Source organism: Xanthobacter sp. SG618 (assembly GCF_012932745.1).
Lineage (GTDB): Bacteria > Pseudomonadota > Alphaproteobacteria > Rhizobiales > Xanthobacteraceae > Xanthobacter > Xanthobacter flavus.
This window is the reverse complement of the sequence record NZ_JABBHL010000007.1, coordinates 267,622-289,446: the sequence shown is the minus strand read 5'-3', so window position 1 is coordinate 289,446 and position 21,825 is coordinate 267,622. Positions and strand designations below refer to the sequence as shown.

20 protein-coding genes are annotated in these 21,825 nt (G+C 69.1%); 10 read left to right on the top strand and 10 right to left on the bottom strand.

The window, feature by feature from the left end; all coding sequences use genetic code 11:
• Positions 1-76: 76 nt before the first annotated feature.
• The 5 genes from FHT36_RS19325 (at position 77) to FHT36_RS19305 (ending at position 6,591) form a co-directional block, all read left to right on the top strand.
• Positions 77-970, top strand: a complete 894-nt coding sequence (locus FHT36_RS19325; RefSeq protein WP_407077085.1) for a S49 family peptidase — start codon at positions 77-79, stop codon at positions 968-970.
• A 103-nt stretch (positions 971-1,073) separates the two neighbouring features.
• Complete coding sequence (locus FHT36_RS19320) at positions 1,074-2,738, top strand: NAD+ synthase (protein ID WP_169124099.1); 1,665 nt, start codon at positions 1,074-1,076, stop codon at positions 2,736-2,738.
• A 73-nt stretch (positions 2,739-2,811) separates the two neighbouring features.
• The gene (locus tag FHT36_RS19315) at positions 2,812-3,396 is read left to right on the top strand and encodes a TetR/AcrR family transcriptional regulator (RefSeq protein WP_169124098.1); all 585 of its coding nucleotides are present in this window, start codon (positions 2,812-2,814) and stop codon (positions 3,394-3,396) included.
• Between the two features lie 18 nt (positions 3,397-3,414).
• On the top strand, positions 3,415-3,702 hold the full coding sequence (locus tag FHT36_RS19310) for a YciI family protein (RefSeq protein ID WP_169124097.1): 288 nt from the start codon (positions 3,415-3,417) through the stop codon (positions 3,700-3,702).
• 135 nt (positions 3,703-3,837) lie between these two features.
• A complete protein-coding gene (locus FHT36_RS19305) occupies positions 3,838-6,591 on the top strand; it encodes a DUF2339 domain-containing protein (protein ID WP_169124096.1) in 2,754 nt (917 codons plus the stop codon).
• A 57-nt stretch (positions 6,592-6,648) separates the two neighbouring features.
• On the opposite strand, the gene FHT36_RS19300 is transcribed toward FHT36_RS19305, so the two are convergent.
• On the bottom strand, positions 6,649-6,972 hold the full coding sequence (locus tag FHT36_RS19300; RefSeq protein WP_169124138.1) for a YnfA family protein: 324 nt from the start codon (positions 6,970-6,972) through the stop codon (positions 6,649-6,651).
• Between the two features lie 34 nt (positions 6,973-7,006).
• Complete coding sequence (locus FHT36_RS19295; protein WP_169124095.1) at positions 7,007-7,876, bottom strand: 4-(cytidine 5'-diphospho)-2-C-methyl-D-erythritol kinase; 870 nt, start codon at positions 7,874-7,876, stop codon at positions 7,007-7,009.
• Between the two features lie 178 nt (positions 7,877-8,054).
• On the opposite strand from FHT36_RS19295, the gene FHT36_RS19290 reads away from it, so the two are divergent.
• The 3 genes from FHT36_RS19290 (at position 8,055) to FHT36_RS19280 (ending at position 12,884) form a co-directional block, all read left to right on the top strand.
• On the top strand, positions 8,055-9,794 hold the full coding sequence (locus FHT36_RS19290) for a tetratricopeptide repeat protein (protein WP_169124094.1): 1,740 nt from the start codon (positions 8,055-8,057) through the stop codon (positions 9,792-9,794).
• Positions 9,795-9,926: 132 nt separating this feature from the next.
• Positions 9,927-11,624, top strand: a complete 1,698-nt coding sequence (locus FHT36_RS19285) for a formate--tetrahydrofolate ligase (RefSeq protein ID WP_169124093.1) — start codon at positions 9,927-9,929, stop codon at positions 11,622-11,624.
• A gap of 87 nt (positions 11,625-11,711) precedes the next feature.
• The gene (locus FHT36_RS19280) at positions 11,712-12,884 is read left to right on the top strand and encodes an acetyl-CoA acetyltransferase (RefSeq protein WP_169124092.1); all 1,173 of its coding nucleotides are present in this window, start codon (positions 11,712-11,714) and stop codon (positions 12,882-12,884) included.
• A gap of 53 nt (positions 12,885-12,937) precedes the next feature.
• Here the strand turns inward: FHT36_RS19280 and FHT36_RS19275 are convergent, their stop codons facing one another.
• Positions 12,938-13,693: a thioredoxin family protein gene (locus tag FHT36_RS19275; RefSeq protein ID WP_169124091.1), complete on the bottom strand. Its 756-nt coding sequence runs from the start codon at positions 13,691-13,693 to the stop codon at positions 12,938-12,940.
• Positions 13,694-13,808: 115 nt separating this feature from the next.
• The gene (locus FHT36_RS19270) at positions 13,809-14,186 is read right to left on the bottom strand and encodes a gamma-butyrobetaine hydroxylase-like domain-containing protein (RefSeq protein ID WP_169124090.1); all 378 of its coding nucleotides are present in this window, start codon (positions 14,184-14,186) and stop codon (positions 13,809-13,811) included.
• 246 nt (positions 14,187-14,432) lie between these two features.
• Here FHT36_RS19270 and moaA point away from each other — a divergent pair, with 246 nt between their 5' ends.
• Both moaA and FHT36_RS19260 read left to right on the top strand, forming a co-directional pair.
• A complete protein-coding gene (moaA, locus tag FHT36_RS19265) occupies positions 14,433-15,467 on the top strand; it encodes a GTP 3',8-cyclase MoaA (RefSeq protein WP_169124137.1) in 1,035 nt (344 codons plus the stop codon).
• 271 nt (positions 15,468-15,738) lie between these two features.
• Positions 15,739-16,740: a DMT family transporter gene (locus FHT36_RS19260; protein WP_169124089.1), complete on the top strand. Its 1,002-nt coding sequence runs from the start codon at positions 15,739-15,741 to the stop codon at positions 16,738-16,740.
• Positions 16,741-16,773: 33 nt separating this feature from the next.
• Here FHT36_RS19260 and FHT36_RS19255 read toward each other — a convergent pair whose 3' ends face one another.
• The 6 genes from FHT36_RS19255 to FHT36_RS19230 form a co-directional block, all read right to left on the bottom strand.
• Positions 16,774-16,959, bottom strand: a complete 186-nt coding sequence (locus FHT36_RS19255) for a hypothetical protein (RefSeq protein WP_169124088.1) — start codon at positions 16,957-16,959, stop codon at positions 16,774-16,776.
• 93 nt (positions 16,960-17,052) lie between these two features.
• Entirely contained in the window at positions 17,053-18,096 is a 1,044-nt protein-coding gene (locus FHT36_RS19250) for a sulfate/molybdate ABC transporter ATP-binding protein (protein WP_169124087.1), read from the bottom strand.
• Entirely contained in the window at positions 18,093-19,019 is a 927-nt protein-coding gene (gene cysW, locus FHT36_RS19245; protein WP_169124086.1) for a sulfate ABC transporter permease subunit CysW, read from the bottom strand. Before cysW ends, FHT36_RS19250 begins: the two co-directional genes overlap by 4 nt.
• On the bottom strand, positions 19,016-19,870 hold the full coding sequence (gene cysT / locus FHT36_RS19240) for a sulfate ABC transporter permease subunit CysT (RefSeq protein ID WP_169124085.1): 855 nt from the start codon (positions 19,868-19,870) through the stop codon (positions 19,016-19,018). The genes cysW and cysT overlap by 4 nt, the downstream gene beginning before the upstream one ends.
• A gap of 111 nt (positions 19,871-19,981) precedes the next feature.
• Entirely contained in the window at positions 19,982-20,998 is a 1,017-nt protein-coding gene (locus FHT36_RS19235) for a sulfate ABC transporter substrate-binding protein (protein ID WP_169124084.1), read from the bottom strand.
• Positions 20,999-21,113: 115 nt separating this feature from the next.
• Positions 21,114-21,824, bottom strand: coding sequence for a phosphoadenylyl-sulfate reductase (locus FHT36_RS19230; RefSeq protein ID WP_169124083.1), 711 nt, complete (start codon positions 21,822-21,824; stop codon positions 21,114-21,116).
• Position 21,825 lies beyond the last annotated feature (1 nt).

Below are 21,825 nucleotides of genomic sequence, written 5' to 3'. Positions count from 1 at the left end.
GATCAGGGCGCGGTCCTTGCGGAGAAAGGCGCCTTGAGGGCGCGGCCTTTGCGTGGAATGGCGCCTTGAGGGCGCCATGGGGACGCCCTACATCTTGGGCATGGTCGAATTTCTTTCCTCCCTGTCGCGCCGCGCCCGCGGTCTCCTTCCCAGAAAATGGCGCTCGGATGCGCCCGTGGTCCCGGTGGTGCGGCTTTCCGGCCCCATCGGCATGACCTCGCCCTTCTCGCGCAGCATGTCGCTCGCCAGCACGGCGCAGGCGCTGGAGAAGGCCTTCGGCATGAAGGACTCGCCCGCCGTGGCGCTGCTCATCAATTCGCCGGGCGGGTCGCCGGTGCAGTCCCACCTCATCTTCCGGCGCATCCGCGCGCTGGCGGAGGAGAAGGAGAAGCACGTCTTCGCCTTTGTGGAGGATGCGGCGGCCTCCGGCGGCTACATGATCGCCTGCGCGGCGGACGAGATCTTCGCCGATCCCTGCTCCATCGTCGGCTCCATCGGCGTGGTCACGGCGGGCTTCGGCTTCGACCGGGCCATCGAGAAGCTGGGCATCGAGCGGCGCGTCTACACGGCCGGCGAGCGGAAGGTGACGCTGGACCCCTTCCGCCCCACCCAGCCCGAGGACGTGGAGCGGCTCGACCAGTTGCTCAAGGAGCTGCACACGGTTTTCGCCGACCTCGTGAAGTCGCGCCGCGGCGATGCGCTGGTGGGGGATGACGAGGCGCTGTTCTCCGGCGAGTTCTGGCTGGGCACGCAGGCCGTGGGCCTCGGCCTCGTGGATGGCCTCGGCGACGTGCGCGGCATCCTGAAGGCCCGCTACGGGACCGACGTGACGCTGAAGCTGGTGCAGGGGTCCACGGGCTTCCTGCCAAGGCGCCCCACGGGCTTTGCCGGCGCGCTCGCCCGCGAAGCCGCGCTCGGCGCGGCTGCAGCGGTGGAGGAACGCGCCATGTGGAGCCGCCTGGGGCTGTAGCCGTCGTCTGAGCGAGAGGCTGGTTGCCGATTGATCAGGCAGAACGGGCGCATGCCCGTTTCTTGCCCTTTCGCCTTGTGCGGGGCGGGGTTACATCCGAGGAATGACCGAGCCCGCCGACACCCTTCTCATCGCCATCGCCCAGCTCAACCCCACGGTCGGCGATGTCTCCGGCAATCTCGCCATCGCCCGACGCACCCGGCAGACCGCGGGCGAGGCGGGGGCGGACCTCGTCGTCTTTCCCGAGCTCTTCATCGCCGGCTACCCGGCCGAGGATCTGGTGCTGAAGCCGGCCTTCCTCGCGGCCTGCCAGGAGGCAGTGGAGGCGCTGGCGGCGGAGACCGCCACCGGCCCGGCGGTGCTCATCGGCGCCCCGTGGGTGGAGGAGGGGCGGCTCTTCAACTCCGTGCTGCTGCTGGAGGAGGGGAAGATCTCCGCCGTGCGGCACAAGGTGGACCTGCCCAATTACGGCGTGTTCGACGAGAAGCGCGTGTTCGCCGCCGGTCCGCTGCCGGGACCGATCCCGTTCAAGGGCGTGCGGCTCGGCGTGCCCATCTGCGAGGACATCTGGGGGCCGGACGTGGTGGAATGCCTCGCCGAGACGGGCGCGGAAATTCTCATCGTGCCCAACGGCTCGCCCTATCGCCGCTCGGTCCATGCGGAGCGCGAGAACATCGCCGTCGCTCGCGTGGTGGAGAGCCGCCTGCCGCTGCTCTATGTGAATCAGGTGGGCGCGCAGGACGAACTGGTGTTCGACGGCGCCTCCTTCGTCCTCAACGCCGACCGCTTCCCCGCCTTGCAGTTCCCCGGCTTCGTCGAGCGCGTGCGCCTCTCCCGCTGGCAGCGCTTCGAGGACACCTGGCGCTGCCTCGGCGGCAATCTCGTGGAGGCCATGGAGGGCGACGAGGCTGACTACGCCGCCTGCGTCGTCGGCCTCAGGGACTATGTGAACAAGAATGGCTTCCCCGGCGTGGTGCTAGGCCTCTCCGGCGGCATCGATTCCGCTCTGTGCGCGGCCATGGCGGTGGATGCGCTGGGGCGGGAGCGGGTGCGCTGCCTGATGCTGCCCTATCGCTTCACGTCGGAAGAAAGCCTCAAGGACGCCGCCGCCGTGGCCGGGGCGCTGGGCGTCAGCTACGAGGTCGTGCCCATCGCCCCTGCCGTGGAGGGGCTGGAAGCGGTGCTGGCGCCGTTGTTCGCGGGGACCGAACGGGACGTGACGGAGGAGAACCTGCAGGCGCGCGTGCGCGGCACGTTGTTCATGTCCGTCTCCAACAAGTTCGGCGCCATGGTGGTGACCACCGGCAACAAGTCGGAGATGTCCACCGGCTACGCCACGCTCTATGGCGACATGAACGGCGGCTTCAACCCCATCAAGGATCTGTACAAGACTGAGGTGCTGCGCCTCGCCCGCCTGCGCAACCGCTGGAAGCCGGCGGAGGCGCTGGGGCCGGACGGCATCGTCATTCCCGAGGCCCTCATCGCCAAGCCACCGAGCGCGGAACTGCGCGCCGACCAGAAGGACGACGACGCGCTGCCGCCCTATCCGCTGCTCGACACCATTCTCGCCCGGCTGGTGGAGGGGGAAAGCGCGCTGGACGAGATCATCGCCGACGGCTTCGACGCCACAACGGTCGCCCGCGTGGCGCGGCTGCTGGCCGGCGCCGAATACAAGCGCCGGCAGGCCGCGCCCGGGGTCAAGGTGACGGGCCGCAGCTTCGGCCGCGACCGCCGCTATCCCATCACCAACCGCTTCCGCGAGGCATAGGACGGCGCCCTTGACGCGCCTAGGTCAATTGTCCTAAATCTTGGATTAGGACATTTGACCTAGGCGATCTTCCATGCCTGCGAGCGACACGCGCGCCGCCATCGTCGAGGCGGCGGACCGGCTGTTCTATGAGAACGGCTTCGCCTCCACCTCCTTCGCCGACATTGCCGCGGCGGTGAAGCTGTCGCGGGGCAATTTCTATTATCATTTCAAGAGCAAGGACGAGATCCTCGCGGCCGTCATCGCGCTTCGGCTGGAGCGCACCCGGCAGATGCTGGAGCGATGGGAGGCGGAGGGCGCGGACGCCGAGGGGCGTATCCTGAGCTTCATCGGCATCCTCATCGCCAATCGCACCAAGATCATGCGCTTCGGCTGTCCGGTGGGCACGCTCTGCAACGAACTGGCGAAGCTCGACCATGCCGCGGGCGCCGATGCCGCCCGGCTCTTCACCCTGTTCCGCGACTGGCTCGCCCGCCAGTTCCGTGCCCTCGGGCACAGCGAGGATGAGGCCGCCCGCCTCGCCATGCACCTCCTCGCCCGCAGCCAGGGGGTGGCGACCCTCGCCAGTTCCATCGGCGACGAGGCCTTCATCGACGCTGAGGTCGCTGAGATGCGCGGCTTCGTCGCCGCCCATCGCCGTCCCGCCGCCCACGCCTGAACAGCCAAGGGGGAAACCATGTTCGTCGTCCTGCTGCGCTTCGCTGCCAACCGTGCGGCCGCACCGCGCCTGATGGACGGGCACAATGCCTGGCTCCGGAAGGGGTTTGACGAGGGGAGCTTCCTGCTCGCGGGTGGCATTGAGCCCAAGGCCGGTGGCGCCATCCTCGCCACCGCCGCCTCCCGGGCTGAGGTGGAGGCGCGGGTCGCGGAAGACCCATTCGTTGCCGAGGGCGTGGTGGCGGCGGAGATCATCGAGATCGCCCCGGGCCGCACGGACCCCCGCCTTTCCTTCCTTGCCGCGTGACGTATGGAGGCGCCATCCTACCGCCGCCGGTTCGGCTGCAATTTTTCTTTTCCTTGTGAGCACTTAGCCGGAGGTGTCTAGCCACGCGGCGGCGCTGACGTTACGGTTGCGCGGGGCACAACCGGGCTGGTCGCGATGGATGAGTGGGCGCTTCTTGTTCTGGTGGTCCTCGCCTTTCCGGTGATGGCCCTCGTGGGCTTCATCATGGCGCTGCGCAGCCGGGGGCGCATCCGCCTGCTGGAGGCGCGGGTTGCGGCGCTCGAGGCCCATGCGGGGCTTGCGCCGGTCGTCGCCTCGCCGGCATGGACCCAAATGCCGTCGGCCCAGATGCCGCAGCCGAAGGAAAGCCCTCTGGCGCGGCTCGCCCGGCCGCTCGAGCCTCCGGCGCCAGTTGCTCCCGCCGACGAGGGTGGCGCATCGCCCGCTGTCCCGCCCTCGCGCCCGCAACCCGAATCGACGCAGCCCGCCCTTCCGCCTCCGCCGGCCATTGATGCCGCCAAGCTCAAGGAGCGGCTGGCCGGATTCGAGGAGAAGGTGGGCGCGCGCTGGGCGGTGTGGGTCGGCGGCCTCGCTTTGGCGCTGGGTGGCGTGTTCCTGGTGCGTTTCGCGGTGGAGCAGGATCTGATCGGGCCGGGCTTGCGGGTCAGCCTCGGCCTGCTGCTGGCGCTGGTGCTGCTCGGTGCCGGCGAATGGCTGCGCCGTCGCGAGGGCAAGGACCCCGCCGCGCCCATCACCAGCCTGCGCGGGCTGGTGCCGGACGTGCCGAGCATCCTCACCGCCGCTGGCACCATGACCGCCTTCGGCAGCATCTTCGCCGCCTATGAGCTCTACCACCTCATTCCGCCGCAGGCCGCCTTCCTGCTGCTCGCCTCCACCGGTGTCGCCACCCTGCTGGCGGCCCTGCTGCACGGGCCGGCGCTGGGCGCGCTCGGCTTCGTCGGTGCGGCGCTGACGCCCTTCCTCGTCACCACCAGTTCGCCCAACGCCTGGGGCGTGGCGCTGCTCATCGCCGTGGTCGGGGCGAGCGCGCTGGGCGTGGCACGCATCCGGCGCTGGAGGGGGCTCGCGCTCCTGGCCATCGCCGGCATGGTGGCCTGGGGCCTCACCCTCATCGTCTTCGAGGTGCCGCAGGCGGTGACCGCCTCCGGCGCGCTCGGCCTCGTGCTGCTGGCGCTCACCGCCGCGCTTCTGGCGCCGGGCTTCCTGTGGGGGCCGGAGGCGGGCGAGCGGCCGGAGCCGATCTCCATCCTCGGTGCCGTGGGCGCGCTCGCCGTCACCGCCGCCGCAGCGGTGGACGGAAATGTCGCCGCCGGGCCGCTGGCGGTGTTCGTCGTCGGCGCGGTCGGCGTGCTCGCGCTGGCATGGCGAGTGCGGCCGATGACCTTCGCGACCTTCGCGGTGGCGCTGCTGGCCCCGGCCATCCTCACCCAGTGGGTGTTCCCGCCCGATGCCGGCTCCACCCTTGCGCCCGCCGGCCCCATGGCCGGTGCGGTGGCTGAGCCGGAGCGTCTCTCCATCGGCCACTTCATGGTGTTCGCCTTCGCCATGGGCGCGCTGATGCTGTCCGCCGGTGCTCTGGGCGCCGGACGGGGGGGACGCAGCCGCACGGTGCTCGGCTGGGCGGTGACGGGTACGGTCGGCCCGGTGCTGATGCTGATCGCCGCCTATGCGCGGCTCACGGAGCTGGAGCGCAGCCTGCCCTTTGCGGCGCTGGCGCTGGCTCTCGCCTTCCTCTTCACCCTCGGCGCCGAGCGGCTTCTGAAGGGCGCGCGCACCCATGCGGCCACCGTTTTCGCCGCGGCGGGCGTGGTGAGCCTGTCGCTGGCACTCACCTTTGCGCTGGAGAAGGGCTGGCTCACGGTGAGCCTCGCGCTCGCGGCCTGCGGCGTCGCCTGGGTCTCCACCATCCGCCCGCTGCCGGGGCTGCGGCAGTTTTCGGCGGCCCTTGGCGTCGTCGTGCTCTCGCGCATCATCTGGCTGCCCACCATCGCCACCGATCCGGGCGCGACGCCCATCTTCAACTGGCTGCTGTGGGGCTATGGCGTGCCGGCTCTCGCCTTCGCCGGTGCGGCCTACTTCCTCGCCAAGAGCAAAGACGACTGGGCGCGGCGGGTGCATGAGTGCCTCGCCCTCATCTTCGCCATGCTGCTGGCGGCGACCGAAGTGCGCCACCTTGCCCATGGCGGCGACATCTATGCGGTCGGCACCCGGCTGTTCGAGACCGGCCTGCTGGCGGTGGTCTATGGCGCCTATGCGGTGGGCCTCTCGCGCCTCGCCAACGTCACCGGACGCGGCTTCTACCGGCTGTTCTCGGACATCGTGGCGGCAGCGGCGACCGTCTGCGCGCTCAACGGCCTCATCGAGACCAATCCGTTCGCGACGGGCGAGGCGGTCGGCGGGCCGATCTTCAACGATCTCCTCATCGCCTATGCCCTGCCCGCCGGCCTCGCCGTGGCCTTCGCGGCCGGGCAGCCGGAGACCCGCCCCAGGGTGCGGACGGCGGCGCGGGCGATCGCCGGCGTGCTTGCCCTCGCTTATGTCACGCTGGAGGTGAGCCGCCTGTTCCAGGGGCCGGTGCTCTCCGGCGAGGCCATCTCCTCCGCCGAATGGTATGCGTGGTCGGCGGCGTGGCTGGTGTTCGGCATGGTGCTGCTGGCCCTCGGCCTGTGGCGCGGCTCGCGCAGTCTGCGCCTCGCCTCGGCGGCGGTGATGGTGGCCACCGTGCTGAAGGTCTTCCTCTCCGACATGGCGGATTTGGAGGGCGTGCTGCGCGCCGTGTCCTTCATCGGCCTCGGGCTGGTGCTGGTGGCCATGGGCTGGGTCTATCAGCGCCTGCTGGCGCGCGAGAAGAGCCGGCCGGCAGCGCCGGAGGCGCCGCCTCCGGCGTGATGCGTTGCCTGGCTCAAGCGCCGCGCGGGCTTTGACCCGCGCCCGTATCGCGCTCCCTCACCCGCGCGGGCCTAGCACGATCACCGCTGCCCCGGCGAGGCAGAGCAGCGCGCCGGCGGCGTCCCAGCGGTCGGGCCGCACGCCTTCGACGCTCCACAGCCATACCAGCGAGGCGATGATGTAGATGCCGCCATAAGCGGCGAACGCCCGCCCCGCAGCCTCCGAGTCCACAAAGGTCAGGGCCCAGGCAAAGGCGGCGAGGCTCACGAGCCCCGCCAGCAGCCAGAGCGGCGTCACGCCGTGGCGGACCACCTGCCAGAAGGCGAAGCACCCGGCTATCTCGCACAATGCGGCGATCCCAAAGGCGATGAGCGTCGACAACGGCAGCGCCATGGTTTTCACCTTCCCCGAACGGTCACCGCAGGATGGTGGGCTTCACCCACCAGTCCGGCTCCGCGGCGAGCACCCGCCGCGCCAGCGCCGCGGCTGCCCGGCAATCGTCCGTCAAGGCAAACACCGTGGCGCCCGAGCCGGACATTCGCACAAGGCGAGATTCCGGCTGGGCCGTGAGGCGGTCGATGACCTCGGCGATCTTCGGCGCCACGGCCACGGCCGGCGGCTCCAGATCGTTGGCTACGGCGGCGATGGCGGCCACCAGCTCCGCACGGCCAGAGGGGAGGACGGCGGGCAGGGATGGCCCGTCTAAAGCGACGCCGGGCGCAAGGCCAAGCTGGCGGAACACGGCGGCGGTGGGCACCGCCACCCCGCAATTCACCAGCACCCCGGCGAGCGGCGGCAAAGCAAGCGGCGGGGAGAGCACATCGCCGACGCCTTCCATCAGCCGGGCGCGCGGATCGAGGCACACCGGCACGTCGGATCCCGTGGCGCGAGCTGCGGCGAACAGGCGCGGGTCATCGGGGGCAAGGCCATTGAGGCGGCCCAGCAGCCGCAGTGCCGCTGCGGCATCGGACGAGCCGCCGCCGAGCCCCGCCGCCACCGGCAACCGCTTCTCCAGGAGGAACGCGCCGAGCCGCGCCCCCGGCACTTCGGCGGAAAAGGCGCGCGCGGCGCGCAGCACCAGATTGTCCGCATCCGGCCCTGCTGCCGCTGCGGTACGCCCTTTCACGGTCAGCGAGAGCGCGGCATCGGGCGTGAGCGAGAGCAGATCCGCAGCGCCGGAAAAGACCACGAGACTCGCGAGATCGTGAAACCCATCCGTGCGCCGTCCGATGATGCGCAAGGTCAGGTTGATCTTCGCCGGAGCGCGCGTCCGCAAGGTTTCCATGGGGCGGCTTATGCCGCGCCGCACACGCCGCCGCAACCGGCCCTTGGGAACACCGGTGATTCATGACTCCCACGTAACTTGCGGTGCCACAGGAAAGCCGCCATCCTCACGCCATCTCGCCCCGCTTGGATTTCGCGCGACAACGCCCGCAGGGCCCGGCTTTCAGGACAGATCATCGGTGACGACACGACGCCCCACCTTCTCCGCGGCCCTGGCGGCCGGCCTTGCTGCGGTGCTCACTCTGTCGCCGGGCCTCGCCCGGGCCGAGGCTGTGCCTGATTTCGATACCTCGCTCGCGGGCAACTATCTCGCCGCCCGGCTGGCCAGCACCGAGCGCGACCAGGACGCCGCCGTCGTCTATCTGCGCAACCTGATGAAGCTCGATGCGCGCAACGAGGAGATCCTGGAGCGGACCTTCTTCGCGATGCTCATGGACGGCCAGATCGACGACGCGATGAAGCTCGCCGACCGCCTGGTGAAGATCGACCGCACCCATCGCGTCGCCCGTCTCGCGCTCGCCGTCCGCTCCATCAAGAAGGGCCATTACCAGACCGCCCGCACCAACCTCGCGCTTTCGGTGCGCGGTCCCATCGGCGATCTCACCGCCACGCTGCTTGCCGCCTGGACCTTCTTCGGCTCCGGCAACACCAAGGGCGCGGTGGAGCTGATCGACCGCCTGGACGGGCCGGACTGGTACGCGCCCATGAAGGAGCTGCACGCCGGCCTCATCCTCGACGCCGCCGGGCAGAAGAAGGAGGCCGGACGCAGGCTTGAGGCGGCCATGAAGGCCGATCCCGGCTCCCTGCGCGCCATCGATGCCTATGCCCGCTGGGCCTCGCGCAATGACAATACCGAGGCGGCGCTCGCCGCCTATGCCGCGTTCGACAAGCAGCTGCCGAACCACCCCATCGTGCTCGCGGCCATCAAGGAACTGAAGGCCGGAAAGCAGCTGCCGCCGCTGGTGAAGACCGCGCAGGAGGGCTCCTCCGAGGTACTCTATGGCCTCGGCGCGACGCTCGGGCGGCAGGGGGGCGAGGATCTCGCCCTCGTCTATCTCCAGCTCGCCATCTGGCTCTATCCCGAGCACCCCTTCGCCAGCCTGACGCTGGCCGACCTCTACGAGCAGCTGAAGCAGCCGGCGAAGGCCATCGAGGTCTACGAGACCGTGCCCGATTCCTCGCCCCTGAAGCGCAACGCCCAGGTGCAGCTGGCGGTCAACCTGGACGCGACGGACCACTACAAGGAAGCCCGCGCCCAGCTGGAGAAGATGATCGCGGCCGATCCCAAGGACATCGAGGCCATCATCGCGCTCGGCAAGATCCAGCAGACGCGCAAGATGTTCTCCGAGTGCGCCGGCACCTATTCCAAGGCCATCGCCCTCATTCCCCAGCCCACGCGCGGCAACTGGGCCCTGTTCTACTTCCGCGGCGTGTGCAACGAGCGCTCGAAGAACTGGCCGGCCGCCGAGGCAGACCTGAAGAAGGCGCTGGAGCTCAATCCCGACCAGCCCCACGTGCTGAACTATCTCGGCTATTCGTGGGTGGACCAGGGCACCAACCTGGACCAGGGCCTCGACATGATCCGCAAGGCGGCCAAGCTGCGGCCTGATGACGGTCCCATCGTCGACAGCCTCGGCTGGGCCTATTACCGCCTCGGCCGCTACGACGATGCCGTGGTGCAGCTGGAGCGCGCCATCGAGCTGATGCCGCAGGACCCGGTCATCAACGACCATCTGGGCGACGCCTACTGGAAGGTGGGCCGCAAGCTCGAGGCGGGCTTCCAGTGGAACCACGCCCGCGACCTGAAGCCCGAGCCGGATGATCTCGCCAAGATCGTGCAGAAGATAAACAAGGGCCTCGATTCGGTCGACCAGCCGGCCCCGGTCCGCAAGGCCGAGGAGCAGCAGAAAGGCGGCTGAGGCCGCCTGAACCTCCGCAAAATGGCGCTGCGAGGCTTCCCGGAGCGCAAAAGCAAGGCAATTTTGCCCCGGCCCGCGCTTTTCAGCCGCGGGCCGAGCCGCTAGGGTCGGCGCCCGTTCGGGAACCAATCCATGCATGACAGAAGCGCTCGACCGCTCGATCCCACATCCGATGCGGCCATCGCCGCGAGCGTCACGCCGCGCCCCATAGAGGACGTGGCGGGGGACCTCGGCATTCCGGCGGATGCGCTCTATCGCTACGGCCCGCACAAGGGGAAGATCAGCCTCGATTTCGTGGCCGAGGCCGAATCGCGGCCGCGCGGCCAGCTGGTCCTCGTCACGGCCATCAATCCCACCCCGGCGGGGGAGGGGAAGACCACCACCACGATCGGCCTCGGCGACGCGCTTTCGCAGCTCGGCACCTCAACGGCCGTCTGCCTGCGCGAGCCCTCCCTCGGCCCGGTATTCGGCGCCAAGGGCGGCGCCACCGGCGGCGGGCGGGCGCAGATCATCCCCATGCAGGACATCAACCTGCATTTCACCGGCGACCTGCATGCCATCACCGCCGCGCACAACCTGCTGTCGGCGCTGATCGACAATCACATCCACTGGGGCAATGCCCTCGATCTCGACGCCCGGCGCATCAGCTGGCGGCGGGTGATGGACCTTAACGACCGGGCGCTGCGCCAGATCACGGTCGGTCTCGGCGGCCCCGCCAACGGCTATCCGCGCGAGGACGGCTTCGACATCACCGTGGCGAGCGAGGTGATGGCCATCCTGTGCCTCGCCGACAGCCTCTCCGATCTCGAGGCGCGCCTGTCGCGCATGGTGATCGGCCAGACCCGCGGCCGCCGCATGGTGCGCGCCGAGGAACTGGGCGGCGTCGGCGCCATGTTGGCGCTGCTCAAGGATGCGTTCCAGCCGAACCTGGTGCAGACGCTGGAGGGCACCCCGGCCCTCGTCCATGGCGGCCCGTTCGCCAACATCGCCCACGGCTGCAATTCGGTGATGGCGACGCGCACCGCCCTCGGCCTCGCCGATGTGGTGGTGACGGAAGCCGGCTTCGGCGCCGATCTCGGCGCGGAGAAGTTCCTCGACATCAAGTGCCGGCAGGCCGGGCTCGTGCCCTCGGCTGCGGTGGTGGTGGCGACGGTGCGCGCGCTGAAGATGCATGGCGGCGTCCCGCTCAAGGAGCTCGGCACGCCGGATGCGGCGGCGGTGACGCTCGGCTGCGGCAACCTCAAGCGGCACGTGGAGAACCTGAAGAAGTTCGACCTGCCGGTCGTAGTGGCGCTGAACCATTTCACCGGCGATACGCCGGAGGAACTGGAAGCTGTGCGCGCGGCGCTGGCGACCGAGGGCGTCGATGTCTTCCCGTGCGGGCACTGGGCCCGGGGCGGGGAGGGGGCGCTGGACCTCGCCCGCGCCGTCCTCGACCTTCTCGCCCGCCGGCCGAAGTTCGAATATCTCTATCCCTCCGAACTGCCGCTGAGGGACAAGATCGAGACCATCGCCCGCGAGATCTACCGGGCGGAGCGGGTCGATTTCTCCTCCGCCGCGACGGCGAAGCTCAAGGAATACGAGCTGGCGGGTTTCGGCGACCTGCCGGTGTGCATGGCGAAGACGCAATATTCCTTCTCCGCCGATCCCACCGCGCGCAACGCGCCCACCGGCCACACGCTGCCCATTCGCGAGGTGCGTCTGTCCGCCGGTGCCGGCTTCGTGGTGGCGCTCGCCGGCGACATCATGACCATGCCGGGCCTGCCCTCCGCGCCGGCCGCCCAGGACATCTTCGTCATGCCGGACGGCTTCATCGCCGGCCTGTCGTGAACCCAGCGCGGCGGTGGCATAAGGCGCCGCGCATCCCTATCTGAACGCCATCAAAACCAAAGCGGTGTCACGCCGCGGGAGACGAACATGGACAGCAAGGCCGCCATCGTAGGCTGGGCGCACTCGCCCTTCGGCAAGCTCGAGGATGCGGACACCGAGGCCCTGATGGGCCGGGTGGCCGGCGCCGCCATCGAGCATGCGGGCCTTTCCCCGCAGGACGTGGATTCGATCCACGTGGGCGTGTTCAACGCCGGCTTCCAGAAGCAGGATTTCCAGGGCGCCATGCCGGCCCTCTCCGTGCCGGAGCTCGCCCATGTGCCGGCGGTGCGCGTCGAGAACGCCTGCGCCACCGGCTCGGCCGCCATCCATTCCGCGCTCAACTACATCGAGAGCGGGCAGGGCCGCATCGCCCTCGTGGTCGGCGCCGAGAAGATGACGGCGAAGCCCACCGCCGAGGTGGGCGATATCCTGCTCAACGCCTCCTACCGCAAGGAAGAGGCGGACATCGAGGGCGGCTTTGCCGGCGTGTTCGGCCGCATCGCGCAGACCTATTTCCAGCGCTACGGCGACCGCTCGGAAGAGCTCGCGCGCATCGCCGCCAAGAACCACAAGAACGGCGTTTCCAATCCCTATGCGCAAATGCGCAAGGATTTCGGCTTCGAGTTCTGTAACACCATCTCGGAGAAGAACCCCTACGTCGCCGGCCCCCTGCGCCGCACCGACTGCTCGCTGGTGTCCGACGGCGCCGCGGCGCTGGTGATCGCCTCGGCCGACGTGGCGGAGACGCTTGGCCGCGCCGTCGCCTTCCGCGCCCGCGCCCATGTGAACGACATCCTGCCCCTGTCGCGCCGCGATCCCATCGCCTTCGAGGGCGCCCGCCGCGCCTGGGTCAAGGCGCTGGAGAAGGCCGGCCTGACACTCGACGACCTCAGCCTTGTCGAGACCCACGACTGCTTCACCGTGGCCGAACTGATCGAGTACGAGGCCATGGGCCTCGCCAAGCCCGGCGAAGGCTACAAGGTTGTGCGCGAGGGCATCACCGAGAAGACCGGCAAGCTGCCGGTGAACGCCTCGGGCGGCCTGAAGTCCAAGGGCCACCCCATCGGCGCCACCGGCGTCTCCATGCACGTCCTCTCCGCCATGCAGCTCATGGGCGAGGCCGGCGACATGCAGATCGACGGCGCCAAGGTGGCCGGCGTCTTCAACATGGGCGGCGCGGCCGTGGCGAACTACGTCTCCATCCTCGAACGGGTGAAGTGAGACGCAGCTTTCAGGTCTGACGAATGCGACGGGCGGCCTTGAGCCGCCCGTTTTCATTCGGTGGCGGCTGCGAGGATGGGGCCGCCGGAAGGCGCCTGCACCAGGATGGCGGTGCGCAAGCCCGGCGCCGCATCCGGCCTGAGGTAACGGGCGCGCGTGCCGGTCCAGGCGCCGAGCCGCTCCAGACGTCGCACCACGCGGGCATGGGGCAGGGTGCGGCCGGCATTCTCGCCGCGTCGGACGGGTACCTCGATGACGCCGGGTTCGTATTCCGCGAGCCAGACGTCCGCGGCCGCGGCGGGGGCGGTCCCGGGCCCCACCGCCACGTCATGCGCGCCGATGGTGACCTCGGGACCGACGACGGGACCCGCGGAGGAGATCGCCCGCTCGATGTCCGTCAGGCTGTAGCCGACGCGGCTGAGGCGGCCATTCACCACCATTTGAGGCGTAAACGGCCCACGCTCGCCCAGCATCGGCTCGTAGGTGTACTGGCGGGCCGTAAATTCCGGCTTGCCGAAGGTGTCGCGCCAGCCGAGCCGATCCCAGTATATCACGCTGAAGCTCAAGGCCAGCACGTCGGGCCGGCGGGTGAGGGCGATGAGGTTGGCATCCGCCGGCGGGCAGGAGGAGCAGCCCTGGCTGGTGAACAGCTCCACCACCGTGAGCTTCTGGCGCGGTTCGGCGGCGGCGGGGTCGACCGGAAGGGACGCCAGAATGGCCGCGCCTGCGGCGAAGGCAGACCATTTTGCGTGCGGTGGACGGCGCGGTTCGCGCGGGGGTGGCGAGGAGGCGGACGGGGTTTCGGCCATGGCGCGGGGCTCCTGCGGGATGCCGCCCGCATGAGGCTTCCACCGGGCGCTCCCGGTCCTCCTTCGTCCTGCGGCGCGCGCGGGTTACGCGCTCACGCCATCGTGCGGGCGGCTTTCACCCGCGCGCGAGCCCCTGCGCTTCCAGCGCCTTGAGATAGGCGCCGAACTTCTCCTCCTGGTGCACGCCGTAGCTGTAGAGCAGGTCCCAGGTGTAGAGGCCGGTGCCGTGGCCGTCGTCGAAGATGAGGCGGACGGCGTAGTTGCCCACCGGCTCCACCTGCGCGATGCGCACCTGCCGCTTGCCGGGCACCGTGATCTTCTCTTCCGGCTGGTGGCCCTGCACCTCGGCGGAGGGGCTTTCCACCCTCAGATACTCGGCGGGGAGGGTGAATTTTGCCCCGTCCTCGAAGGTGACGGAGAGCGTGTGGCGGTCATCGATGACGCGCAGCTCGGTTGGCCAGGGGGCGGCGGCGGGGGCAGACGCGGGAGCCATTTCGTGATGTCCTTTTTCGATCGGGCGAAAGGCCGAGCCTTTTGATTTCACACGGCATCGTGTTCGGGCGGCGACCCTATCCATCTCGCTCTTGCATACGATATATAGGGCGAGCGTCGAAGCCCGCCGTCTGCCGCATCCGGGGCGCTGGGCTGCCTCAAGACCGGCACAAGTCGGCGGACGGGGAAGGCGCGGGAGACGCAAGGCTGGTTCGGGAGTGGCGTGGTGAGTGATCTTCTCAGGGATCTGATCGACCGTCCGGGTGTCGCCGCCGCGCAGCAGGCCGGCCCGCTCGTGGACACGTTCGGCCGCGCCGTCACCTATCTGCGCGTCTCCGTCACCGATCGCTGCGACTTCCGCTGCGTCTATTGCATGTCCGAGCACATGACTTTCCTGCCCAAGCAGGATCTCCTGTCGCTCGAGGAGCTGGACCGTCTGTGCAGCGCCTTCGTGCTGCGCGGCGTGCGCAAGCTGCGCCTCACCGGCGGTGAGCCCCTGGTGCGGCGGGACGTGATGACCCTGTTCCGCAGCCTCTCCCGCCACATCGAAAGCGGCCGGCTGGACGAACTGACCGTCACCACCAACGGCTCGCAGCTCGCCCGCCATGCGGCCGACCTCGCCGCCTGCGGGGTGAAGCGCATCAACGTCTCCATCGACACGCTGGACCCGGCCAAGTTCCGCGCCATCACCCGCTGGGGCGATCTCGCCCGAGTGCTGGAAGGCGTGAAGGCGGCGCAGGCAGCCGGCATCCGGGTGAAGATCAACGCCGTCGCGCTCAAGGACGTGAACGAGCACGAGATCGCCTCCATGATGGAGTGGGCCCATGGCGAGGGCCACGACCTCTCTTTGATCGAGGTGATGCCCCTCGGCGAAGTGGGCGAGGAGCGGGTGGACCAGTATCTGCCGCTCTCCACCGTCCGCGAGCAGCTGGCCGAGCGCTTCACCCTCACGGACATCGCCTACCGCACCGGCGGCCCCGCCCGCTATGTGGAGGTGAAGGAGACCGGCGGGCGGCTCGGCTTCATCACGCCGCTGACGCACAATTTCTGCGAGGGCTGCAACCGGGTGCGCGTCACCTGCACCGGCACGCTCTATATGTGCCTCGGCCAGGAGGACGCCGCCGACCTGCGCGCGCCGCTGCGTGCCTCTGCCGATGATGCCCTGCTGCACCGGGCCATCGACGACGCCATCTTCCGCAAGCCCAAGGGCCATGACTTCGTGATCGACCGCAAGACCCGCCAGCCGGCGGTCGGGCGGCACATGAGCACCACTGGCGGCTGAAGCGGGGCGGCTTGGGCTGCCGAGAATGAGGCGAAGACGTGGCCGCGCCATGCCGCAGGCGAGGGGCTTACGCGCGAGAGCCGGCGCAAAGCGCAGGGCGTCTTTACCCGAAATCAGCTACATCTGGTCGAGAAGATAAATCAACGGCCTGAAGCCGGTTTTGGGGCGCGCCCCGCCGCCCGCCATCTACGAGGTTTGACGTGAGACTGCACCGGGATTGCGCCGGCGCCATCGTTCGTTCCCTTCGCCTGTCCGGCGCGGGAGCGAGGGCATGAGCATCCAAGCCGCCGCGCAGCGCCCTGCCGCCCACCTGCCGGTCTCGGCGGTGAAGGGCCTCATCGCCATGGTCGGTTCCATGGCCCTGTTCATCACCAACGACACCTTCATGAAGCTGGCGCTGCGCGAGGTGCCCCTCAGCGAGGGCCTCGGCCTGCGCACCGCGATGGTGAGCTTCCTGTTCCTCGGGCTGATCGTGGCCTCGGGTGATCTCCTCGCGCTGCGCTACATGTTCCGGCGCAGCGTGATCGTGCGCTCGTCGCTCGATACCTTCACCACCTTCCTCTACATCGCCGCGCTGGCGGTGATGCCCATCGCCTCCACCACCACCATCTACATGGCGACGCCGCTCATCACGACGGCCCTCGCCGTGCCGCTGCTCGGCGAGAAGGTGGGCTGGCGCAGCTGGTCGGCCATCATCGTCGGCTTCTGCGGGGCGGTGATCGTGACGCGGCCGGACCCCGCCACGTTCAGCCTCATCGCCCTGTTGCCGCTCATCGCTGCCTTCACCGGCGCGGCGCGCGACATCTCCACCCGCAGCATCGGGCCGGAGATTCCCGGATCGGTGGTGGGCCTCACCGGAACGCTGGCCTTCTGCCTCGCCGCCGCGCTGCTCGCGCCGTTCGAGAGCTGGCAGGTGCCGTCCACGACGGTGCTGGCCTATCTCGTGGCGTCGGCGGTGTCGTTCGGCGGCGGCACGCTGCTGCTGGTCTTCGCCTTCCGCAACGCGCCCATCTCGTCCCTCTCGCCGATGCGCTACCTCCTCGTGTTCGGGGCGCTCATCTCCGGCTATCTCGTGTTCGGCGATCTGCCGGATGCCTGGACCAGCATCGGCATGCTGCTGGTGGTGGGGGCGGGCCTCTATGCCATCCAGCGCGAGCATGCGAAGAGCCGCGCCGCGCGGCGGGCAGCGCGCGACGACCGGAACACGGGTGCCGTCGGCCTCGCCACGGGCACCTGCCCGCCAGCCGCGGCGTGTGCGCCCTCTCGGGACTGAGATCAGATCGGGATGGGATGACGGCGGGGCGTGTCAGCCCCGCGGGCGATATTCGCCCGTGGCGGGATCGCGCTCCAGCCGCACCGTCTTCAGGTCGCCGGCCTCCGCCTTGCGGCGGCGGTCCAAGGCCTCGTTGACCCGACGCGTCTCGGACGAGATCAGCTTGGCGAGCGCCACGGCGCCCATGGCACCCAGGGCAACGACAACGAACGGCGGCACGGCGGCAAACTCCGGTCAGCGGAGCGCGATGGCGCGCCCCATGCACGGTAGGTCAGCACGCCGTGATGGCGAAAACGTGCCGCGGCCGCCTGCTCAGGCGGCGAACACCTTGTAGCGGCGCGGCTTGAGGCCGACTTGGGTGCCCGGGGCGAGATCCTGGCCGTGGGGCACGGCGGCTTCCACCACCACCGGACCGGAGCTGCCGTTGAGTTCCACGTCGGCCCGCCGCGTCGGGCCGAAGGTGCGCACGGAGAGCACCTTGCCGGAGATGGCGGTGGAGGAGGGGTCGGCGAGATCCACATCATGCGGCCGGGCGAGAATGCGGGCCGGCCCGTCGGCCACGCCCTGCGGATCGAGCCCCAGCGGACGGCCGCCGAGATAGAGCGCGCCGCCCTTCACCTCGCCGGGGAGCGCGATGGTCTCGCCGATGAAGTCATGGACGAAGGCGGTGGCCGGATTGTCGTAGACCTCGCCGGGGGAGCCCACCTGCTCGATTTTGCCGTGGCCCATCACCACCACGCGATCGGCCAGCTCCAGCGCCTCTTCCTGATCGTGGGTGACGAGCACGGAGGTGACGGGCAGTTCCTCGTGCAGGTGGCGCAGCCAGCGGCGCAGTTCCTTGCGGACCTTGGCGTCGAGGGCGCCGAAGGGCTCGTCCAGCAGCAGCACCTTGGGGGAGATGGCGAGCGCGCGGGCGAGCGCCACGCGCTGGCGCTGGCCGCCGGAAAGCTGGGCGGGATAGCGCTCGGCCAGCCAGTCGATCTGCACGAGATGCAGCAGCTCGTTGACCTTCGCGCGGATGGCCGCCTCGGGCAGCTTGTCCGCGCCCCGGCGCACGCGCAGGCCGAACGCTACGTTCTCGAACACGTTCATGTGCCGGAACAAAGCGTAGTGCTGGAACACGAAGCCCACGTTGCGCTCGCGCACGGAGCGGGAGAGCGCATCCTCCCCATCGAACCGGACTTCGCCGGAATCGGGCCATTCGAGGCCGGCGATGATGCGCAGGAGCGTGGTCTTGCCCGAGCCCGAGGGGCCGAGCAGGGCGACCAGCTCGCCGGTGCGGATGGTGAGGCTCACATTGTCGAGCGCGGCGAAGGTCTTGAAGCGCTTGGTGACGCCGACGACGTCGATGGTCATCTGTCTTCCTCGGCGAGGCGGTGTTCGAGAATGGTCTTGGCGATCAGCGTGACGAGCGCCAGCAGCGCCAGCAGGGACGCCACCGCGAAGGAGGCGACGAACTGGTATTCGTTATAGAGGATCTCGATGTGCAGCGGCATGGTGTTGGTGAGCCCGCGAACGTGGCCGGAGACCACCGACACGGCACCGAATTCGCCCATGGCGCGTGCGTTGCAGAGCAGCACGCCGTAGAGCAGCGCCCATTTCACGTTGGGCAGCGTCACCCGAAAGAAGGTGGAGAGGCCCGAGGCGCCGAGCGAGATGGCCGCCTCTTCCTCCGCCGTGCCCTGCTCCTGCATCAGCGGGATCAGTTCGCGCGCCACGAAGGGGAAGGTGACGAAGATGGTGGCGAGCACGATGCCCGGCAGGGCGAAGATGATCTTGATGTCCCACGCCTGCAGGTAGGCGGCGAACAGGCCCTGCGAGCCGAACAGCAGCACGTAGATGAGGCCCGCCACCACCGGCGAGACCGAGAAGGGCAGGTCGATGAGGGTGATGAGCAGGCTCTTGCCGGGAAACTCGAACTTGGCGATGGACCACGCCGCCACCAGCCCGAACAGCAGGTTCGCCACCACCGAGATGGCCGCGACGATGAGGGTGAGCTGGATGGAGGCCAAAGCATCCGGCGAGACGAGCGCCGCCACATAGGCCTGCCAGCCGCGCTTGAAGGCTTCGTAGAACACCGTCACCAGCGGCAGGCCGATGAACAGGCCGACGAAGGCGAGGGCGATCACCGTCAGGATGATGCGCACGCCCCGCGGCTCCGTGCGTACCGGCCGGCCGCGGTGCGCCGCATAGGTGTGCGACTGCTCCAGCGCCGAGGGCAGGCCCTCGCTCGCGCCGTGGGCAATGGGATGACCGGGCGTCTGGTCGAGGGCGTTCATCCGTGCTTGCTCCCGCGCAGCTCCGCCCAGCGCTGGAGGCGGTTGATGATGAGCAGCAGGACGAAGGAGGCCACCAGCATCACCGTCGCGATGGCAGTGGCGTCCGCATAGCGGAACTCCTCCAGCCGGATGACGATGAGCAGCGGGGCGATCTCGGACACGCCGGGCAGATTGCCGGCAATGAAGATGACGGAGCCGTATTCACCCACCGCCCGCGCGAAGGCGAGGGCGAAGCCGGTGAGCAGCGCCGGCCACACCGAGGGCAGCACGACGCGCACGAGGGCCTGCGTTCGCGTGGCGCCGAGGCTGGCGGCGGCGTCTTCCAGCTCCTGATCGAGGTCCGCCAGCACGGGCTGCACGGTCCGCACAACGAAGGGCAAGCCGATGAAGACGAGGGCGACGAGGATGCCGAGAGGCGTGAACGACACCTGGATGCCCAGCGGCGCGAGCAGCGAGCCGACCCAGCCGTTCTCGGCATAGAGCGAGGTCAGCGCGATGCCGGCCACCGCCGTGGGCAGCGCGAAGGGGATGTCGATGAGCGCATCGACGATCTTCTTGCCGGGGAAGTCGTAGCGCACCAGCACCCACACCACGATGGCGCCGAACACCATGTTGATGAGCGCGGCGCCGAAGGCGAGGCCGAACGACACTTGCAGCGCATGGAGCGTGCGCGTCGCCGTGACGATGGTGATGAAGCGCTCCAGCGACAGTTCGCTCGTCTTGATGAACAGCGCCGACAGCGGCAGCAGGACGATGAGCCCCAGCCACGTCAAGGTGAGGCCCAGCGTGAGGCCAAAGCCGGGGATCACGCTCGGCTGCCGGAATGTGAGGCGGGACGGTGAGGCGCTCATGGAAGGTTTATAGTCCGGCGACGCTTCTGCGTCGCTCGCTCTAAAGGCCGCGGCCACCGCCATCAGGAAGGCTCCCGAGGGCGGCGGCCGCAGGATGGATGGACGGCAGGATCAGTTGCCGGTGATCTGGTCGAACACGCCGCCGTCGGCGAAGTGGGTCTTCTGCGCCTTCTGCCAGCCGCCGAAGACCTGATCGATGGTGAAGAGGTCGACCTTGGCGAACTTGTCCTTGTACTTGGCCGCCACCTGCTCGTCGCGGGGACGGTAATAGTTCTTCGCCGCGATCTCCTGGCCGATGGGGGTGTAGAGGAACTTCAGATAGGCTTCCGAGATGGCGCGGGTGCCCTTCTTGTCCACCACCTTGTCCACCACCGCCACCGGCGGCTCGGCGAGGATGGAGACGGAGGGGGTCACGATGTCGAACTTGTCGGGGCCGAGCTCGTTCACCGAGAGATAGGCCTCGTTCTCCCAGGCGATGAGCACGTCGCCGATGTTGCGCTCGACGAAAGTGACGGTGGCGCCGCGGGCGCCGGTGTCGAGCACGGGGGCGTTCTTGTAGAGCGCCTTCACGAAGTCCTTGGCCTTGGCCTCGTCGCCGCCGTTCTTCTTCAGCGCGTAGCCCCAGGCGCCGAGATAGTTCCAGCGGGCGCCGCCGGAGGTCTTCGGATTGGGGGTGACCACCTTGATGCCGGGCTTCACCAGATCGTCCCAATCCTTGATGCCCTTGGGGTTCCCCTTGCGGACCAGGAAGACGATGGTGGAGGTGTAGGGCGAAGCATTATCGGGCAGGCGCTTCTGCCAGTCGGCGGCGAGGTAGCCCTTCTCGGCGATGGCATCGATGTCATAGGCGAGGGCGAGCGTCACCACGTCGGCCTCGAGGCCGTCGATGACGGAGCGCGCCTGCTTGCCCGAACCGCCATGGGACTGGTTGATCTTCACGGTGTCGCCGGGGTGCGCCTTCGCCCACTCGGCCGCGAACGCCTTGTTGACGTCCACATACAGCTCGCGGGTCGGGTCGTAGGAGACGTTCAGCAGCGTGATGTCGGCGGCGGCGACAGCGCCGGCCGAAAGTGCGAGCGCCGTGGCGGCGGCAATGCCCGTGCGCAGGAACGTGCGGCGAGACGACATGGGAAGACCTCCGGCAAATTCGTTCGTCATTCAGAATAATCGTTCGATGAAACGAACGATTGCATCAGCCCGACGCTCGGTCAACCCATATATCATAAATTCGATGGAATTAAATCTAAATCCCGTCCCCGAAATGGATACCGCATTCGGTCTTGGCCTTGCCGCGCCAGCGGCCGGCGCGCGGGTCTTCGCCGGGCTGGACGCGGGAGGTGCAGGGCATGCAGCCGATGGAGGCGAAGCCGTGCTTTTCCAACGGGTGCCGAGGCAGGCCGTGGGCGTCCATGTAGCCGACAAGTTCATCCCGGCCCATGGCGGCGAGGGGATTGAACTTCACCCGCTCCCCGTCCTGCTCCACCAGCGCGATGGCGGTGCGGGTGGAGGCCTGGTAGCGCTTGCGGCCGTTGAACCACGCGCCGTAGGGGGCGAGGGCGCGGGCCAGCGGCTCCACCTTGCGCAGGGCGCAGCAGGCGTCCGCATTGTCGGACCACAGGCCGCGCTCCGGATCGCGCGCGGCCAAAGCTGCGGGATCGGGCGAGAAGGTCTGCACGTTGGTGAGGCCGAGATGGCCAGCCAGCGTGTCGCGATAGGCCAGCGTCTCCTCGAACAGGTGGCCGGTATCGAGGAAGAGGATCGGCGTTGCCGGATCCACTTGGGCGATCATGTGCAGGAGCACGGCCGATTCGGTGCCGAAGGAGGACACGGCGGCGATGCGGCCGGGAAAGGCCGCGAGGCCGGCGGCGATCACGTCCAGCGGGGAGGCGTTCTCCAGCCGCGCGTTCAGCGCGTCGAGATCGAGGCGGGGAGCGGCCCGCTCAAGAGCGTTCATC

Coding starts and splice junctions, on each gene's coding strand:
- FHT36_RS19310 (WP_169124097.1), top strand. CDS start 3,415: ATGTTCGTCGTCCTGCTGCGCTTCGCTGCCAACCGTGCGGCCGCACCG.
- FHT36_RS19280 (WP_169124092.1), top strand. CDS start 11,712: ATGGACAGCAAGGCCGCCATCGTAGGCTGGGCGCACTCGCCCTTCGGC.
- FHT36_RS19260 (WP_169124089.1), top strand. CDS start 15,739: ATGAGCATCCAAGCCGCCGCGCAGCGCCCTGCCGCCCACCTGCCGGTC.
- cysT (WP_169124085.1), bottom strand. CDS start 19,870: ATGAGCGCCTCACCGTCCCGCCTCACATTCCGGCAGCCGAGCGTGATC.
- FHT36_RS19295 (WP_169124095.1), bottom strand. CDS start 7,876: ATGGAAACCTTGCGGACGCGCGCTCCGGCGAAGATCAACCTGACCTTG.
- cysW (WP_169124086.1), bottom strand. CDS start 19,019: ATGAACGCCCTCGACCAGACGCCCGGTCATCCCATTGCCCACGGCGCG.
- FHT36_RS19235 (WP_169124084.1), bottom strand. CDS start 20,998: ATGTCGTCTCGCCGCACGTTCCTGCGCACGGGCATTGCCGCCGCCACG.
- FHT36_RS19250 (WP_169124087.1), bottom strand. CDS start 18,096: ATGACCATCGACGTCGTCGGCGTCACCAAGCGCTTCAAGACCTTCGCC.
- FHT36_RS19320 (WP_169124099.1), top strand. CDS start 1,074: ATGACCGAGCCCGCCGACACCCTTCTCATCGCCATCGCCCAGCTCAAC.
- FHT36_RS19275 (WP_169124091.1), bottom strand. CDS start 13,693: ATGGCCGAAACCCCGTCCGCCTCCTCGCCACCCCCGCGCGAACCGCGC.
- FHT36_RS19285 (WP_169124093.1), top strand. CDS start 9,927: ATGCATGACAGAAGCGCTCGACCGCTCGATCCCACATCCGATGCGGCC.
- FHT36_RS19305 (WP_169124096.1), top strand. CDS start 3,838: ATGGATGAGTGGGCGCTTCTTGTTCTGGTGGTCCTCGCCTTTCCGGTG.
- FHT36_RS19230 (WP_169124083.1), bottom strand. CDS start 21,824: ATGAACGCTCTTGAGCGGGCCGCTCCCCGCCTCGATCTCGACGCGCTG.
- FHT36_RS19315 (WP_169124098.1), top strand. CDS start 2,812: ATGCCTGCGAGCGACACGCGCGCCGCCATCGTCGAGGCGGCGGACCGG.
- FHT36_RS19270 (WP_169124090.1), bottom strand. CDS start 14,186: ATGGCTCCCGCGTCTGCCCCCGCCGCCGCCCCCTGGCCAACCGAGCTG.
- FHT36_RS19325 (WP_407077085.1), top strand. CDS start 77: ATGGGGACGCCCTACATCTTGGGCATGGTCGAATTTCTTTCCTCCCTG.